16 protein-coding genes are annotated in these 15,242 nt (G+C 69.0%); 3 read left to right on the top strand and 13 right to left on the bottom strand.

The window, feature by feature from the left end; translation table 11 throughout:
- Nucleotides 1-76: 76 nt before the first annotated feature.
- A complete protein-coding gene (gene gloB, locus VHC04_RS06935; protein WP_325679405.1) occupies nt 77-802 on the bottom strand; it encodes a hydroxyacylglutathione hydrolase in 726 nt (241 codons plus the stop codon).
- Between the two features lie 61 nt (nt 803-863).
- On the opposite strand from gloB, the gene VHC04_RS06930 reads away from it, so the two are divergent.
- Nucleotides 864-1,571 carry a class I SAM-dependent methyltransferase gene (locus VHC04_RS06930; protein ID WP_325679403.1) on the top strand — a complete coding sequence of 236 codons (708 nt, stop codon included), beginning with the start codon at nt 864-866 and terminating at the stop codon, nt 1,569-1,571.
- Here the strand turns inward: VHC04_RS06930 and VHC04_RS06925 are convergent.
- From VHC04_RS06925 to purL, 4 genes are all read right to left on the bottom strand, one after another.
- Nucleotides 1,511-2,473 (bottom strand): glycosyltransferase family 2 protein, encoded by a 963-nt coding sequence (locus VHC04_RS06925; protein WP_325679401.1) that lies wholly within the window; start codon nt 2,471-2,473, stop codon nt 1,511-1,513. The two genes, VHC04_RS06930 and VHC04_RS06925, sit on opposite strands and share 61 nt — an antisense overlap.
- Before the next feature lie 223 nt (nt 2,474-2,696).
- A complete protein-coding gene (grxD, locus tag VHC04_RS06920; RefSeq protein ID WP_325679399.1) occupies nt 2,697-3,026 on the bottom strand; it encodes a Grx4 family monothiol glutaredoxin in 330 nt (109 codons plus the stop codon).
- 23 nt (nt 3,027-3,049) lie between these two features.
- Nucleotides 3,050-3,283: a BolA family protein gene (locus VHC04_RS06915; protein WP_325679397.1), complete on the bottom strand. Its 234-nt coding sequence runs from the start codon at nt 3,281-3,283 to the stop codon at nt 3,050-3,052.
- A 30-nt stretch (nt 3,284-3,313) separates the two neighbouring features.
- Nucleotides 3,314-5,503: a phosphoribosylformylglycinamidine synthase subunit PurL gene (purL, locus tag VHC04_RS06910; protein WP_325679395.1), complete on the bottom strand. Its 2,190-nt coding sequence runs from the start codon at nt 5,501-5,503 to the stop codon at nt 3,314-3,316.
- 321 nt (nt 5,504-5,824) lie between these two features.
- Here purL and VHC04_RS06905 point away from each other — a divergent pair, with 321 nt between their 5' ends.
- Nucleotides 5,825-7,213 (top strand): MFS transporter, encoded by a 1,389-nt coding sequence (locus tag VHC04_RS06905; protein ID WP_325679392.1) that lies wholly within the window; start codon nt 5,825-5,827, stop codon nt 7,211-7,213.
- A 262-nt stretch (nt 7,214-7,475) separates the two neighbouring features.
- Here VHC04_RS06905 and purQ read toward each other — a convergent pair whose 3' ends face one another.
- From purQ to VHC04_RS06875, 6 genes are all read right to left on the bottom strand, one after another.
- Complete coding sequence (gene purQ / locus VHC04_RS06900; protein WP_325679390.1) at nt 7,476-8,159, bottom strand: phosphoribosylformylglycinamidine synthase subunit PurQ; 684 nt, start codon at nt 8,157-8,159, stop codon at nt 7,476-7,478.
- A gap of 39 nt (nt 8,160-8,198) precedes the next feature.
- The gene (locus VHC04_RS06895; protein ID WP_325679388.1) at nt 8,199-8,633 is read right to left on the bottom strand and encodes a cytochrome c; all 435 of its coding nucleotides are present in this window, start codon (nt 8,631-8,633) and stop codon (nt 8,199-8,201) included.
- On the bottom strand, nt 8,630-9,064 hold the full coding sequence (locus tag VHC04_RS06890) for a hypothetical protein (RefSeq protein WP_325679386.1): 435 nt from the start codon (nt 9,062-9,064) through the stop codon (nt 8,630-8,632). The genes VHC04_RS06895 and VHC04_RS06890 overlap by 4 nt, the downstream gene beginning before the upstream one ends.
- 59 nt (nt 9,065-9,123) lie before the next feature.
- On the bottom strand, nt 9,124-9,366 hold the full coding sequence (gene purS / locus VHC04_RS06885) for a phosphoribosylformylglycinamidine synthase subunit PurS (protein WP_325679384.1): 243 nt from the start codon (nt 9,364-9,366) through the stop codon (nt 9,124-9,126).
- Nucleotides 9,363-10,127, bottom strand: coding sequence for a phosphoribosylaminoimidazolesuccinocarboxamide synthase (purC, locus tag VHC04_RS06880; RefSeq protein WP_325679382.1), 765 nt, complete (start codon nt 10,125-10,127; stop codon nt 9,363-9,365). Before purC ends, purS begins: the two co-directional genes overlap by 4 nt.
- A gap of 392 nt (nt 10,128-10,519) precedes the next feature.
- Nucleotides 10,520-11,242 (bottom strand): NRDE family protein, encoded by a 723-nt coding sequence (locus VHC04_RS06875; protein ID WP_325679380.1) that lies wholly within the window; start codon nt 11,240-11,242, stop codon nt 10,520-10,522.
- Nucleotides 11,243-11,490: 248 nt separating this feature from the next.
- Here VHC04_RS06875 and VHC04_RS06870 point away from each other — a divergent pair, with 248 nt between their 5' ends.
- Nucleotides 11,491-13,587, top strand: coding sequence for a hybrid sensor histidine kinase/response regulator (locus tag VHC04_RS06870; protein ID WP_325679378.1), 2,097 nt, complete (start codon nt 11,491-11,493; stop codon nt 13,585-13,587).
- 288 nt (nt 13,588-13,875) lie between these two features.
- On the opposite strand, the gene VHC04_RS06865 is transcribed toward VHC04_RS06870, so the two are convergent.
- Nucleotides 13,876-14,823 carry an energy transducer TonB gene (locus VHC04_RS06865; protein ID WP_325679375.1) on the bottom strand — a complete coding sequence of 316 codons (948 nt, stop codon included), beginning with the start codon at nt 14,821-14,823 and terminating at the stop codon, nt 13,876-13,878.
- Nucleotides 14,820-15,242, bottom strand: coding sequence for a TonB system transport protein ExbD (gene exbD / locus VHC04_RS06860; RefSeq protein WP_325679373.1), 423 nt, complete (start codon nt 15,240-15,242; stop codon nt 14,820-14,822). Before exbD ends, VHC04_RS06865 begins: the two co-directional genes overlap by 4 nt.

Below are 15,242 nucleotides of genomic sequence, written 5' to 3'. Positions count from 1 at the left end.
GATAGCCCCGGCTGCAAGCCGCGCGGTTTTGCGTTGCGGGGCGGTTTTGCGTTGCGGGCTGACGCGCGGGAGGCGGTCAGAAGCGGTCCTTCTTGGCGCGCGCCGTGGCGAAGGTCGCGACGTCCGGCGCCAGCAGGAACGGGTTGGCCTTCAGCTCATCCCCCAGGCGCGACGGCACGCTGGGCTGGCCGGCAGCGCGCAATTGCTCGACCCGGCCCATGAAGGTGTGCAGGTCCTTGTTGTCGGGGTCGATCGCCAGGGCGAACCGGCCATTGCTTTCGGTATATTCGTGGCCGCAGCAGACCAGCGTGTCCGGCGGCAGCGCCTTCAGCTTCGCCAGGCTGGCGAACATCTCCTCCGGCGTGCCCTCGATCAGGCGGCCGCAGCCCAGGCTGAACAGCGTATCGCCGGACAGCAGCACCGCGCCGTCGGGGAAGAAGAAATTGATCTGGCCGCGGGTGTGGCCGGGCGTATCGATCACCTGTCCGCTGGCGCTGCCCAGGGTGACCGTGTCGCCCTCCACCAGCGCCTTGTCCAGCTTCGGCAACCGGTTGCGGTCCGCCGCCGCACCCAGCACCGGACAGTTGAACCGCGCCCGCACCTCATCCGTGCCGGCGACATGGTCGGCGTGATGATGCGTCAGCAGGATCATGTCCAGCCGGCCGCCGGCCTTCTCCACCGCCTCGGTGATCGGTTGCGGATCGGCGGGATCGACGATCGCCGTGGCGCCGGTGGCACTGTCGCGCAGCAGCCAGGCGTAATTGTCCTTCAGGATCGGAACGGGCGATGCTGTAACGGTCATGGCGGGCAGCTTAGCACTGGTTCATGCGCCCGCAAGCTGGTGGCCGTGCTATACAGGCGGCATGACCGCAGACGCCCATTTCGTCTCGCAGTTCTACGGCAGCGCCCGCGGCGCGGTGACCGCGCGCCTGTTGCGTGACCGGTTGCAGGCGTTCTGGCCGTCGGCGGCGCGGCAGGCGGTGCTGGGCATCGGCTATGCCGCCCCCTATCTGCGCCTTTGGCGGGAGGAGTCGGCCCGCTGCATCGCCCTGGTGCCCGGCCACCTGGGCGCGGCGCGCTGGCCGGCCGGTGCGCCGAACCTGTCCTGCACGGCGGATGAGGATGAACTGCCCTTCGCCGACCTGTCCTTTGACCGCGTGCTGCTGGTCCACGGCCTGGAAACCGCCGAGAATGCGCGCCGCCTGCTGCGCGAGGTGTGGCGGGTGCTGAAGGATGACGGCCGGCTGATCATCGTCGTGCCGAACCGCAGCGGCATGTGGGCGTATTGGGACAGCACGCCGTTCGGGTTCGGCCAGCCTTATTCCACCGGGCAGGTCAGCCGCCTGCTGGCCGGCGGCCTGTTCCGCGTGGAGCGGCGGGACGCCTGCCTGTGGATGCCGCCGCTGCGCTCGCGCCTGGTGCTGCGCAGCGCGCCCTTGATCGAGCGGGCGGGGCGCCGGCTGATGCCCGGCCTGGCCGGGGTGACGCTGACCGAGGCGGTGAAGGATGTCTATGCCGCGATGCCGGTACAGGCGGTGCCGCGGCGCCTGGTGCTGGCCGACGCGGCATAGGGCCGGAACGGCCCGGCCTGCGTCCAGGATAGTGCCAGCAGCCCCAGCCGCTTCGCGCCAGGTGCTTCGCGCAGCGACCGCAGCAGCCATTTCCGGCCGGCCGACGGTTCACCGTGGCGGATCAACTCGCGCCCGATCACCCACGCATTTTCCGCCTCCGCCCGACGGCGCAGCTCGACGCGTTCGGCCGGGGCCAGGCGGGCCTGGACCAGCCCGTCGCGATGGATCGCGTCGAGGCACAGGCGGAACCGGTCCGGCTGATGGGCCATCGCGTGACAGGCGCTGCCGGGGCGCTCGCGCACGTTCAGCAGCGGTCCGGTGTCGCGCGCCGCCACGAACGGGCCGGAGGCGGCAATGCGGATCCAGTAGTGCCAGTCCTCGCCATAGGACAGGGACGGATCAAACGAGCCGGCCGCCTGGATGGCGTGGCGGCGGATCAGCAGATGGCCGCCATTGGCGAACAGGTTGCGCACCATCAGCCGGCGCAGGACGTCGCCCGTGGCCCTGACGCGAACCGGCCGGCGCGCGCCATCGGTGCCGATGCGCGCGTAGCAGCCGGCGGCGGCGACCGCCGCCGGGGCGGCGCGCAGCGTGCCGGCCAGAACGGCGAGTGCCTCCGGCTCCAGCCAGTCATCCGCGTCCAGGAACAGCAGCGCGTCGGCCGCCGGGTCGATCGCCGCCATGCCCCGGTTGCGGGCCGCCGAGACGCCGCGGTTCATCTGCCGCAGCACGGTGATCCGCGAATCGCATTGGCGCAGCGCGACATCCGGTGTGGCGTCGGTGGAACCGTCATCGACGACGATCAGCGACCAGTCCGTATGGCACTGGGCCACGACCGAGGCGATCGCCTGTCCGATCCAGGGGGCCACGTTGAAGGCAGGCATGATGACGCCGATGCGCAACGATCCGTCTCCCGGCCAGGTGGCGGGAGTGTCGTCCACGGGCGTAAAGGGATTGTTAACGCGCGGCGCAAAAAGACGATGGCCGGCACGAGGCCGGCCATATCGGGGGTGCGTCCAGGGGACAGGGGCGCCCGCAGTACAGGGACGCCCGCAGTACAGGGGCGACGACGTCCCCGCCGCGGGCCTGCGGCGTGATCGGGCTCAGCCGCTGAAGCCGGCCGGATCAGGCCTTGACGGGAACCCCGCTATCCTTGAACAGCGTCTCCAGTTCACCGGACTGGTACATCTCGCTGACGATGTCGCAGCCGCCGACGAACTCGCCCTTCACATAGAGCTGCGGAATGGTCGGCCACTGGGAAAACTGCTTGATGCCCTCGCGCAGCTCCATGTCTTCCAGCACATTCGCCGATTGGAACGGCACGCCCATATGGGTCAGGATCTGCACCACGCGGGCCGAGAAGCCGCACTGCGGGAACATCGGCGTGCCCTTCATATAGAGCATCACCGGATTGGCTTCGATCTCACCCTGGATACGCGTGTTGATGTCGGACATGGGGGAACTCCTTTGTCCCGATATTATTCAGGCGCCGATGTTTGCAAGGCAAGCGCGTGCAATTCGCCGCCCATGCGGCCGCGCAGCGCGGCGTAGACCAGCTGGTGCTGCCGGACACGGGGCAGGCCGCGAAACTGTTCGCTGACGACGGTGGCGGCATAGTGGTCGCCATCGCCGGCCAGATCCTCCACCTTCACCCGCGCGTCGGGCATCGCCGCCTTGATCAGGGACTCGATCTCGCTCGCCGCCATCGCCATCGCGCACACTCCCGAGTCAAACAGGGTCCATCAGGCAGGGTCCATCAGGGCCGGAAAGAAGCCTTCATGCGCCACGCGCAAGGCAGACACCGATATTGTGCCGCCATCCGGTAGAGTCAAATTCTGTCCGCCGGTGGTGCCCAGCCGCATCGCCGGCACGCCGGCCGCCTCGGCGAGACGGATGAAGCCCGCATGGTCCGGCACGGCGACGATGTAGCGGGCCTGGTCCTCGCCGAACCAGAACGCATGGCCGGGAATGTCGCGCGGATGCCCGACGAGGCGGACGCCGACCCCGCTGGCCATCGCCATTTCAGCCACCGCCACCAGCAGGCCCCCATCCGACACATCATGGCATGCTCGGATGGTCCCGTTCAGGATATGCGTGCGCACAAAATCCCCATTGGCGCGTTCCGCGGCCAGATCGACCGGTGGCGGTGCGCCGTCTTCGCGTCCGGCGATCTCCCGCAGCCAGAGGGATTGGCCAAGCCAGCCGGTGGTATTGCCGATCAGGACGAGGTCCAACCAGGGGGGCAGGGCGATCCCGACCGCCTTGGCGACATCATCCAGCACGCCCAGGCCGCCGATCGCCGGCGTGGGCAGGATCGCCTGGCCTTCGGTCTCGTTATAAAGAGAGACGTTGCCGGACACGACGGGGAAGTCCAGCGCCTCGCAGGCGGCGGCCATGCCGCGGATGGCGGCGGCGAACTGGCCCATGATTTCCGGCTTCTCCGGGTTGCCGAAATTCATGTTGTCGGTCAGCGCCAGCGGCCGGGCGCCGACGGCGGTCAGGTTGCGCCACGCCTCGGCCACCGCCTGGGCACCGCCGGTCTCCGGGTCGGCCTGGCAGTAGCGTGGCGTGCAGTCGGTGGTGACCGCCAGGCCACGCCGCAGCCCCTCCAGCTTCACCACGGCGGCATCGGCCGCGCCCGGGCGCTTGACCGTCTGACCGCCGACCGTGCTGTCGTACTGGTCCCACACCCAGGCGCGCGAGGCGATGTCGGGGCAGCCGATCAGCCGCTCCAGCCCGCGGGTCAGGCCGAACCGGTCCTCGATTCGAGCGGGGTTGAGCTTTTCGCGCTTGGGAGTGTCGGCGGTGGGGCGGGTGTAGAGCGGCGCCTGGTCGCTGAGCGGTGCCAGCGGGATATCCGCCTCGACCTGGCCGTGATGGCGCACGACGATGCGGCCGGTATCGGTCAGGTGGCCGATGACGGCGAAGTCCAGATCCCATTTCTCGAAGATCGAGCGGGCCAGGTCCTGCCGGTCGGGGCGCAGCACCATCAACATGCGCTCCTGGCTTTCCGACAGCATGAACTCGTACGCGGTCATGCCGGGCTCGCGCGCCGGCACGGCGTCGATGTCGATGTCGATTCCCACGCCGCCCTTGCCGGCCATCTCCACGGAGCTGCTGGTCAGGCCGGCGGCTCCCATGTCCTGGATGGCGACGATGGCGTCGGTGGCCATCAGCTCCAGGCAGGCCTCGATCAGCAGCTTTTCCGTGAACGGGTCGCCGACCTGGACCGTGGGGCGCTTTTCCTCGCTGTCGGCGGCGAACTCGGCCGAGGCCATGGTGGCGCCATGGATGCCGTCGCGGCCGGTCTTGGAACCGACATAGACCACCGGATTGCCGACGCCGGCGGCGGCTGACAGGAAGATGCGGTCCCTCGGCGCGATGCCGACGGTCATGGCGTTGACCAGCGGGTTGCCGTTGTAGGACGGGTGGAAGTTGATCTCGCCGCCCACCGTGGGCACGCCCACGCAATTGCCGTAGCCGCCGATGCCGCGCACCACGCCGTCGATGATGCGCCGGGTCTTCGGGTGCTTGGGGTCGCCGAAACGCAGCGCGTTCAGGTTGGCGACCGGCCGCGCGCCCATGGTGAACACGTCCCGCAGAATGCCGCCGACGCCGGTGGCCGCGCCCTGGTAGGGCTCGATGAAGCTGGGATGGTTGTGGCTTTCCATCTTGAAGATGGCGGCCAGCCCGTCGCCGATATCGACGACGCCCGCGTTCTCGCCGGGACCGTGGATCACCCAGGGACGCTTGGTGGGAAGCTGCTTCAGCCAGACGCGGGAGGATTTATAGGAGCAATGCTCCGACCACATCACGGAGAAGATGCCCAGCTCCGTCAGGGTTGGCGTGCGGCCCATGATCGTCAGCACGCGGCCGTACTCCTCTGCGGTGAGGCCGAAGCTGCGGGCGAGGGTCTCGTCGATCTGCGTCATGCGGGGTGATTTAGAGGATGATTCCGAAACGGGAAACCAGAACGGGAAACCAGGCAGTGGCACGGCGTCGGTCGTGAGCGCGGGACGGGCCTTCCCGCCACGGCGCACCGCGGCGGTCATGTTCCGCGCTCGGCTTGTTCTGATGGACGAATAGTGTGGCGGTGATGAAGATTGCTTCATCTCCCGCTCGCGGCCTGTCCATCAGATTGACGCCTCATCCCGCCGGGAGGACGATCTTCTCCGCTGACGGGAGATTGGGCGCTGCCACCAGACGATCCCGCTCGCAGCAAAGAAGAGGGCAGCAAAGAAGAGGATGGTCCGATGGCTGATGATTCCGTAGCCGGCGTCGGCCGTATCGCGGCACGCATCGACCGTCTGCCATTGACCTGGGTGCAATGGCGGCTGGCGCTGGTCACACAGATCTTCTGGGGCGTCATCATCGCCGCCGATGGCATCCCGGCAAAGCTCTATCCCTTCGTCTGGGGACCGAAGCACAGTTTCGGGTCGGTGGCATTCTCCGTCCTGCTCGCCATGCAGTTCGGCGTCGGCATCCTGGTCGGCGAATACCTGATCGGCATCGTCGCCGATCGCTGGGGGCGGCGGATGGCGCTGCTGCTGTCGTCGCTGGCGGTCGCGCTGCCGCTGTGGCCGACCGCGCTGACCGATCATTTCGGCCTGCTGCTGCTGTTCTTCGGTCTGTCGTCGATCGGCATGGGCGGGGTGCTGTCGACCAACGTCGTCTATATGGGAGAGATCGTGCCGCCGGCGGAGCGCGGGCGCGTCATGCTGGCCTCCCAGGTGCTGGCGGTGCTGGTGTTCGGGCTGCTGGGCAACGTGCCGGGGATATTGTGGGTACCGGCGCACTATCAATGGTTCATCTACCTGTTCACCGCGGTGCCCATCGTGGTGCTGGTGCCGCTGGCGCTGTGGATGCCGGAATCGCCGCGCTGGCTGGAAGCGCATGGCCGGCACGAGGAAGCCGAACGGGTCATGGCGGCGATGGAGGCCGAGTGCCTGCGCCGCAGCGGCGTGTCGCAGCTGCCCGAACCGGATTTCGCCCGCTATGCCGTGCCGGTGACCCGGCACGTGCCGGTGCGCGAATTGTTCAGCGGTGAGTATGGTGAGCGGACGGTCCTGCTGCTGGTGGCCTGGATCATCGGCTATGCCGGCCTCGTGTATGGTTTCACCGGCTTTCTCCCGGTGCTGCTGCGCAGCTTCGGCCTGTCGGCGGGGACGACGTTCGGGGCGCTGCTGGTTGCGGCGGTCGCCGGCGGCTGCATCGGGCTGACGATCTGCGCGCTGATCGGTGAGGCGGTGGAGCGGCGCACCTCCATTGTCGCATCGGCCATATTGTTCACCATCGCGATGGGCGTGCTGTATTTCGATCACACCGTCCTGGCGGCCTACGTCCTGTCGGCGGTGGCATGGGGCACCATGACGGTATGGCTGTTCAACATGTACAACTACACTGCGGCGGCCTATCCCACCCGGCTGCGCGCCACCGGCGTGGGATTGACGGACGGGTTGGGCCACCTGGGCTCGATCTTCGGGCCGCTGGTCGCGGGCTGGCTGTTTACCAGCACCGCCTACCTGGGCCATCCCGGATGGTATCTCTACGTGACGATCCCCGGCGCCTTGCTGCCGGCCGCGTTGATCGGATGGTGGGGGATCAACCAGCGGGGCGCGATCCTGGAGCAGATTTCCACCTGACCGGCCGGCATGGGCGATTGTGGCAGCATCGCCCGGCGAGGCCGGAACCGCGCGAAGCCGGGACGCGGCACGCGCCCGTCGCGGCGGCATCGTCAGCGGCAACCTGGCCCGCTGCCGCGCCGCCGCCGGCGCTTGGAGCGTGATCGCCTGAAGCCGGCGATTGGAGGGCGCGAATCGCGCTCTTGAATCAAAGAGTTGACTCAAAGACTTGAATCAAAGCGTCGATAAAGCATGACGGGGGTCAGGTTGACCCTGTCGTGCTTTAGGCCGCCGCCAGCGCGTCGAACAGCGGCTTGCCGTCGGTGCCCCCCATCAGCGGGTCGACCAGGTCCTCGGGGTGCGGCATCAGGCCCAGGATTCGCAGGTTCGGGCTGAGAATACCGGCGATCGAGCGGGCGCTGCCGTTCAGATTGGCGTCCGGCGTGACCTCGCCCGAACGGGTGGCGTAACGGAGCGCCACCAGGTTCTCCCCCTCCAGCCGGTCCAATGTCGCGTCATCGGCAAAGAAGTTGCCGTCGCCATGCGCCATGACGGACCGGAAGGTCTGGCCCTTCTGGAAACGGTTGGTGAAGACGGTGTCGGCGCGCTCGACCCGCAGATGGCAGTCCATCGACAAGAAGCGCAGGCCGGCATTGCGCAGCAGGGCCCCCGGCAGCAGGCCGGCCTCGGTCAGGATCTGGAACCCGTTGCACACGCCCAGGACATAGCCGCCGCGCACCGCGTGATCATGCACCGCGCGCATGATCGGCGACTGCGCGGCCATCGCGCCGCAACGCAGGTAGTCCCCGAAGCTGAACCCGCCGGGAATGACCACCAGATCGACGCCGCCGAGATCGGTGTCCTTGTGCCACAGCATCTTCGGCGGGGCGCCGAACGCGCTTTCCAGCGCGATGACCATGTCACGCTCCCGGTTGATGCCGGGAAACAGGATGATGCCGGCTTTCATGGGCGGGTCGGGGGCTGGGGAGGCGGGACGGCTGGCATCTCAGTGCGACCGGTGGCAGAAGCCGCAACCATCGGTTTCCACCTGGGACAGGCGCCTGCCGATCTGCGCGCGGTCGCCCAGACGGACGGCTTCCTGCAGGGCAATCGTCGTGCGGGTCATCGCCGCGGGCGCGTTCTTCGCCCGTTCCGGACTCATGTCCACATAATCGGCCGCGGCCTGGTCAGGCGGAAACAATGCCGCCAGCTGGCCGGACCAGCCCACCAGCGAATCGGCGGCTTCCTGCGCCGAGGCGCGGTCGCCGCTGCCATAGGTGTACGCGCGCACCTGGTTCACGTCGCCCAGCATGTGCTGCATCGCCTGGGCCTGCGCGGTCGGCTGGCCGGCGGATTTCGGACCGCCGATCATCTGGCCGCAGCCCGCCAGCGCAGCCATCGAGGCACACAGCAGTAGGGGCAGCCGGTAGCGCGGGTTCACGACTTCGATCCCCCGCTGGCCGCGCCGCCGTCACGGGGCACCGGCAGTTCGACGATCTTCCAGTCGCTGCCGACCTTGCACCAGGTCATCACATAGCGGTTGGGCCGGTCCCGGTTGTCGTTGAAGCGGATCGTGTAGTCGATCGTGCGGCACGGCATGCCATGGCTCTCGAAGCTGTTGACCAGTTTCACCTCGCCGGCATTCCTGGTGTCAGGACTGCGCCAGCGCTCGATCGTGCCGATCGAGCTGCCCTCATACAGTCGCGCCGCGGCGGCGGTCATGCGGTGGAGATCGTCGGCCGGCAGGCCGGGAAAGGTCGGGATCGGCAGCACGCTGAGATCAGCCGCTCGGACCGAGGCAGGCGCGCCCGCCAGCAGGCCCAGCACCAGGGGCGCGCACCGCAGCGCGCGGGAACGGGCAAACGCACTCATGGAACCGGAACCCCCCGGATAGCGGCATATCGCATCGGTGTTGGCTACAGCCAGACGCGTCAGCCGTCTACCACCACACGGAAACTTTCGATCACGGTATTGGCCAGCAGCTTGCGCGCCATCTCCTCGGCGGCGGCACGGGCGCGGTCCGGATCCGTCTCCTTCAGGTCCAGCTCGATCACCTTGCCGGCGCGCGCATCCTGCACGCCCGAGAAGCCCAGCGTGCCGAGGGCATGGGCGATCGCCCTGCCTTGCGGATCGAGCACGCCGTTCTTCAGCATCACGGTCACCGTCGCCTTCACTGCATCAACTCCGGCCCCTTCAGGTCGCGCGTCCCGGCTTCCGGTAGAATCCCCAGGCGGCGGGCGACCTCCTGGTAGCCTTCCTCGACCTTGCCCAGGTCGCGGCGGAAGCGGTCCTTGTCCATCTTCTCGTTGGTCTTGCTGTCCCACAGCCGGCAATTATCCGGGCTGATCTCATCGGCCAGGATGATCCGCATCTCATCGTTTTCCCACAGCCGGCCGAATTCCAGCTTGAAGTCGACCAGCACGATGCCGACGCCCAGCAGCAGGCCGGACAGGAAATCGTTGATCCGCAGCGCCAGCGCGACGATGTCGTCGAGGTCGGCGGTGTTGGCCCAGCCGAAGCAGGTGATGTGCTCCTCGGACACCATCGGGTCGCTCAGCGCGTCGTTCTTGTAATAGTACTCAATGATGGAGCGCGGCAGACGGGTGCCCTCGGCGATGCCCAGGCGCTGTGACAGGCTGCCGGCGGCGACGTTGCGCACCACCACCTCCAGCGGGATGATCTCCACCTCGCGGATCAGCTGCTCACGCATATTCAGGCGGCGGACGAAATGGGTCGGGATGCCCATGTCGTGCAGCCGCAGCATCAGGTACTCGCTGATCCGGTTGTTCAGCACGCCCTTGCCGGTGATCACGCCCTTCTTGGCGCCGTTGCCGGCAGTGGCATCGTCCTTGAAGTACTGGACCAGGGTCCCGGGCTCCGGCCCCTCGAACAGGATCTTGGCTTTGCCCTCATAGAGCTGTCGGCGGCGAGCCATCCCGAAATCCTCTGTGGTCTCCGCGCGGGGCGGAGGCGTGTGAACCGCAATCCCGCAGCGCCGCGGAATCGCGAAGGAGCATGCACCCCCGCGTCCGTTCGGGGTGTGAGGGGATATACCAGCCGCGCCTTCCTGGCAAAAGTCCGGGATGTCAAGCGCCGACTGCCGGTCGCCGGCGCGGCACGCGCCGTGTCGGCGTCCATGGCGGGCGCCGATGTCTACGTCACGTCGGCGAACGGCCTCGGCGCCGTGCCCGCTATCAGGCCGCGGCCGGCAATCCAGCGGCAGCCGATCCAGCCGGCATCAAGCCAGCGCCACAGGCAAGTTAGCGACACAGGCAAATTAGCGACACAGGCAAGTCAGCGACACAGGGCAAGCCATCGGCACCGGCGTCAGGCCAGCGGTACCGGCACGAACGGCGCGCGATCCGGCGGTCCGGCCGCGAACAGCCAGGTCGGTGCGCCCGCCGCCGGGATGGCGATGAACGAGCCGCTGACGGTGCCGAAACCGCCGCGCGGCGGGACGTTGATCTGCTCGCCGACCGAGCCCGATCGGTCCGCCAGGATGCTTCGCCACCCTTCCCAATGCGCTGGTCCATCTGGCGGCGTCGCACGCAGGCGCGGCAGGTGGCGGGCTACCCGTGGGCTGGCGGGATCGTTCGGGTCGTAGGCCGTGACCATCGACACGCCGGGCGGCAGCGCCTCGGCTGTCGGATGGCCCGCGCCGAGGCCGCGCACGAACAGCGCTCCGTGGCGATCGGCGATGACCATGTTGAAATCGCGCCAGGCGCCCGCGTCGATATGCGTGATCGCCGCGGCGGCGGCGTCGGCCGAGCGGTGCCGCAGCGCCAGCAGCGGCAATTCGCCGCGACTCCGCTTGCCCAGGACCGGTCCCAGCGTGCCCGCCCGGTTCAGGATGGTCGCCACGACACCCGCCCGGTTCATGCCCATCCAGGTACCGCCGGCAGAGCGGTCGCGCCCGGCGACGATATCCGGGTGTGTCGGCCAATACGCGCCGGGCGGGTCCCAGGGCCGGTCGATACGCTCGTCGCGATTCGCGACAAGCTGCAGCGGGAAACGGTGGGTCGGCTGAACCAGGACGACGACGGTGCACATGCGAGGCGCGACGATGCCGCGAGTGTCGGGGGAAGGCCAGAGCAGGGCTGACCTGCTTCACGCGATCCGCGGAGTCGGCCCCGCGCGATCCCGGGGCGATCGGTTGCACCCGTTGATCCAGGAAATTGACGCGGGTTGTCCGCAACTTGCGGTGGTGTTACCGTCACATACAGATCCAGAGCGTCCCGACGACTGTGCGTATGGCGGCTTCCTTGTTTCGACGGATCGGTGTTTTGGCGCTCCGGCCCGTGGCCACACGGTTCACCGCAGCCCCCCGCGCGGGCCATGACGCGCGAGGGGCTGCGGCGGCGCTGGCGGAAAGCCTGCCTGATGCCGCGATTCTCCTGACCATCGACGGCCGCATCAGCTTCCTCAACCGCCGGGCTCGGCAGGTGTTCCACCTGCATGGGTCGGCGGCGGGGCGATCCTTGCGGGAGGTGTTGCCGGCGCAGACGGGTGCCGCGCTGGCGCGTGCCGGCCACGATTGCGGCCGCGAGCGGAAGCCCGTCGAGGTCATGCTGTCCTGGCCCGGAACGACCGGCCGCCATGTGGCCCATCTGTTTCCCGTCGACGCGGACCATGTCGGCGTGGTGCTCCGCGGTCCGACGGCGCCACCCGGTTCCGCCGATGCCGGCCTTGGCGGCGATGCCGGGTCGATTGGGGATGAGGGGGAAATCCGTTTCCGGGAGGTCACCGACGGCGCCCCCGTGCTGCTTTGGATGTCGGATGAAAACCGGCGCTGCACCTGGTTCAACCGGTCCTGGCTCGAATTCACCGGGCGGACGATGGAGCAGGAACGGGGCGACGGCTGGGCCGAGGGCGTGCATCCGGATGACCGTGACCGCTGCCTGCGCGTGTTCGGCGGTGCCTATGAACGCCACACGCCGTTCCGCATGGACTACCGGCTTCGCCATGCCAGCGGGGCATGGCGGGTGGTGGACGACACCGGCGTGCCCCGGTTCAACCGCGACGGTCGCTTCGTCGGCTATATCGGCGCGGTCGTCGACATCACCGAGGCGCGAAGCGCCGAAGCCGCCCTGCGCGGGCTGAACGAGACGCTGGAAAGCCGGATCGCGGACCGGGTGGCGGAGCTGGCGGCCGCCAACCGCCAGCTGGTGGCCAAGATCGAGGAACGGGAAAAGGTCGAGGCCACCATGCGGCAAATGCAGCGCATGGATGCGGTCGGGCAGATCACCGCCGGCGTGGCGCATGACTTCAACAACCTCCTGGCGGTGATCCTGGGCAATGTCGATCAGGTGGCCGCGGAGCTGGAGGCCGCCGGCGGGCACGAAACCCTGCGGGAGATGCTGCAAAGCGCCGTCGAGGCGGCCGAGAAGGGGGCCGAACTGAACCGCCAGCTGCTCGCCTTCGCCCGCCGGCAGAAGCTGGACCCTGAACCGATGGACCTCAACGCGGCGGTCTCCGGCATGCGGGACCTGCTGCAGATCTCGGTCGGCGGGCTGATCCGCCTGGATATCGAGCTGGCGGAGGGCCTGTGGCCGGCGATGGCCGATCCGACGCAGCTCGCGCTGGCGATCCTGAACCTGGCCATCAACGCGCGGGACGCGATGCCGGAAGGCGGCACCCTGACCGTCGCGACATGCAACCTGCCGCCGACCGACCCGGCCTTCCCGGCGTTTCTGGTGCCCGGTGACTATGTCGTGGTGTCGGTCGCCGACACCGGGATCGGCATGACGGATGCCGTCAAGGCCCGGGCGTTCGAGCCGTTCTTCACCACCAAGCCGGTGGGCAAGGGCTCCGGCCTGGGCTTGTCGCAGGTCTATGGCTTCACCAAGCAGTCCAATGGCGGCGTGCTCATCGACTCCACCCCGGGTCATGGCGCGACGGTCAGGCTGCTGCTGCCACGCGCCGGAAGCGGGGCGCAGGAGGGTGGCCTGCCCGGCCGCCGTCATCGCCGGCCGGCCGGGGACGGGACGCAGGCGCGCCACCGGATTCTGGTCGTCGATGACGACGCGGCGGTGCTGCAGGTCACCGCGGCGATGCTGCGCCGATATGGCTATGAGGTGGTCACCGCCGGCAGCGGCGGCGGTGCGCTCGACGTGCTGGCACGGCCCGAAACGGCCTCGGAGGAGGAGCCTGGGGACGCGATCGACCTGATGGTGATCGACTTCGCGATGCCTGGCATGAATGGGGTCGAGGCAGCCCGCGAGGCGCGGACGACGCGTCCCGATCTGCCGGTGCTGTTCGTCACCGGCTATGCCGATGTATCGGCGCTCGCCGGGATCGATCCGGATACCATCCTGGGCAAGCCGTACCGTGACTACGAGCTGATCGACCGCGTCGCGGCGATGCTGGACCGCCAGCAGGCGTGCCAGGCGGGATAGCGATCGCCTTCAGCCAGGCCCGCTCATGCCAGCCGGCGCGTCGTTTGCCGCATCGCGCGCCCCACCGCGGCGGGAGATTCCCTCCGTCACGGCGGAATCTCCTCGTCATGGCCGAAGTCCCGCCGTCATGGCGGCGCAGGCCCGCCCTCCATGGCTTGCCGGCGAAACCCCGGTTTTGCACCGGTACCCTGTCGGCAAAGGCATGGACGACGGGCCTGCGCCGAGGCTCCGCCTTTGCCATGATATCAGGGACAGCCTGGGCGTCTCCCGCCCTGGCCGGGGGCGGGATCAGCGCAGCCTGAACTGCACCGGAACCGCGATGTCGATCGGCCCGTTCATCGAATCCGGCCGCGGCAGCGGCACGGCGCGGGAGATCAGGGCCAGCGCCTCCTCATCCAGCAGGGCCGTGCCGCTGGAGCGGATCAACTGCACCGCCTGCGCGGACCCGTCCGGCATCAGCCGGAACCGGACCGTCACCACGCCCTCCTTCCGCTGCATCTGCGCGGCGGCCGGGTAGCGCTTGTAGCGGTTCAGATGCGCAACGAGCTGCATCTGCCATGACTGGATCGCGGCCGCACTCGGCGCGGCCGGGGCGGGGCGGGCGGCGGGTGGCGGCGCGGCGGGTTCGGCTCTGGTCGGCACCGGCGCGGGTTCCGTCACCCGCGGCCTGGTCACCGGCTTCGGCGGGCGCGGCCGGGCCACGGGTTTCGGCGGCAGCGCCACCGCCGGCCTCACGTCCGGCGGCGCCGGTGGCGGTTCCGGCAGCGGCTCCGGCGGCGTCTCCTCGGGGACGGGCGGTTCGTCCGGCGGGGGCTGCTCTGGCGGGGGCTGCTCTGGCGGCGGTGGTTCCGGTGGGGTGGGTTCGGGCGGCGGCGTTTCAGGCTTCACCGCCTCCTGCGTCACCGGCTCCGGCGGCGGCGGTGTTTCGGTCTTCGCCGGTTCCGACGGCGCGGGCGGGGCCGGCTCCGCCGGTGCCTCCTGCGGCGGCGCCGGCTCCAGCTCGACGGTCATCACCGGGGTCTGGAGGTCGGGCCCCTCGGGGCTGGGGCTGCGGCTCAGCGTCAGCAGGGCGCCGGCATGCACCATCAGGACGGCGGCACCCGCCACGCCCCACCGCAGGGACCGGCGCGGGCCGCCGGATACCGGGGCCGACCATCCGTCCGGCATGGTCGAGGTCTGATCGGTGGGGGGCAGCGCAGCGGCCATCTCGCCGGGGCGAAGGCTGCGGCGGCTCACTGCGGCCGTTCCAGCCCGACCAATGCCACTTTCAGGAAGCCGGCATTGCGCAGGTCGTCCATCGTCGCCATCAGGTCGCCGTAGCTGACGCCGCGATCCGCGCGGAGGAAGATGCGTGCGTCGTGGTCGCCATGCGCCGCCGCCTGCAGCGCGGCGGCCAGGGTCTCCCGCGTCACGTCCTGCTCTCCCAGCGCCAGGGTCAGGTCCTTGCGGAGGGTCAGGTAGATCGGCTCCTTCGGGCGCGGCTCGCGCTCCGCCGAGGAGGCGGGGAGATCGACCGCGACGTTCACGGTCGCCAGCGGTGCGGCCACCATGAAGATGATCAGCAGGACCAGAATGACGTCGATGAAGGGCGTGACGTTGATGTCGTAGGTTTCGGCGAGGTCGTCGTCATTGTCATGGCCGGCGTCGAACTGCAT

The sequence above is a fragment of the Rhodopila sp. genome, from assembly GCF_035548095.1.
Classification (GTDB): Bacteria; Pseudomonadota; Alphaproteobacteria; order Acetobacterales; family Acetobacteraceae; genus Rhodopila.
The sequence above is the reverse complement of the archived record's forward strand: the minus strand, read 5'-3'. Positions and strand labels throughout refer to the sequence as shown.

Coding starts and splice junctions, on each gene's coding strand:
- VHC04_RS06915 (WP_325679397.1), bottom strand. CDS start 3,283: ATGGCGATGGCGGCGAGCGAGATCGAGTCCCTGATCAAGGCGGCGATG.
- gloB (WP_325679405.1), bottom strand. CDS start 802: ATGACCGTTACAGCATCGCCCGTTCCGATCCTGAAGGACAATTACGCC.
- VHC04_RS06905 (WP_325679392.1), top strand. CDS start 5,825: ATGGCTGATGATTCCGTAGCCGGCGTCGGCCGTATCGCGGCACGCATC.
- VHC04_RS06930 (WP_325679403.1), top strand. CDS start 864: ATGACCGCAGACGCCCATTTCGTCTCGCAGTTCTACGGCAGCGCCCGC.
- purQ (WP_325679390.1), bottom strand. CDS start 8,159: ATGAAAGCCGGCATCATCCTGTTTCCCGGCATCAACCGGGAGCGTGAC.
- VHC04_RS06875 (WP_325679380.1), bottom strand. CDS start 11,242: ATGTGCACCGTCGTCGTCCTGGTTCAGCCGACCCACCGTTTCCCGCTG.
- purC (WP_325679382.1), bottom strand. CDS start 10,127: ATGGCTCGCCGCCGACAGCTCTATGAGGGCAAAGCCAAGATCCTGTTC.
- VHC04_RS06890 (WP_325679386.1), bottom strand. CDS start 9,064: ATGAGTGCGTTTGCCCGTTCCCGCGCGCTGCGGTGCGCGCCCCTGGTG.
- grxD (WP_325679399.1), bottom strand. CDS start 3,026: ATGTCCGACATCAACACGCGTATCCAGGGTGAGATCGAAGCCAATCCG.
- purL (WP_325679395.1), bottom strand. CDS start 5,503: ATGACGCAGATCGACGAGACCCTCGCCCGCAGCTTCGGCCTCACCGCA.
- exbD (WP_325679373.1), bottom strand. CDS start 15,242: ATGCAGTTCGACGCCGGCCATGACAATGACGACGACCTCGCCGAAACC.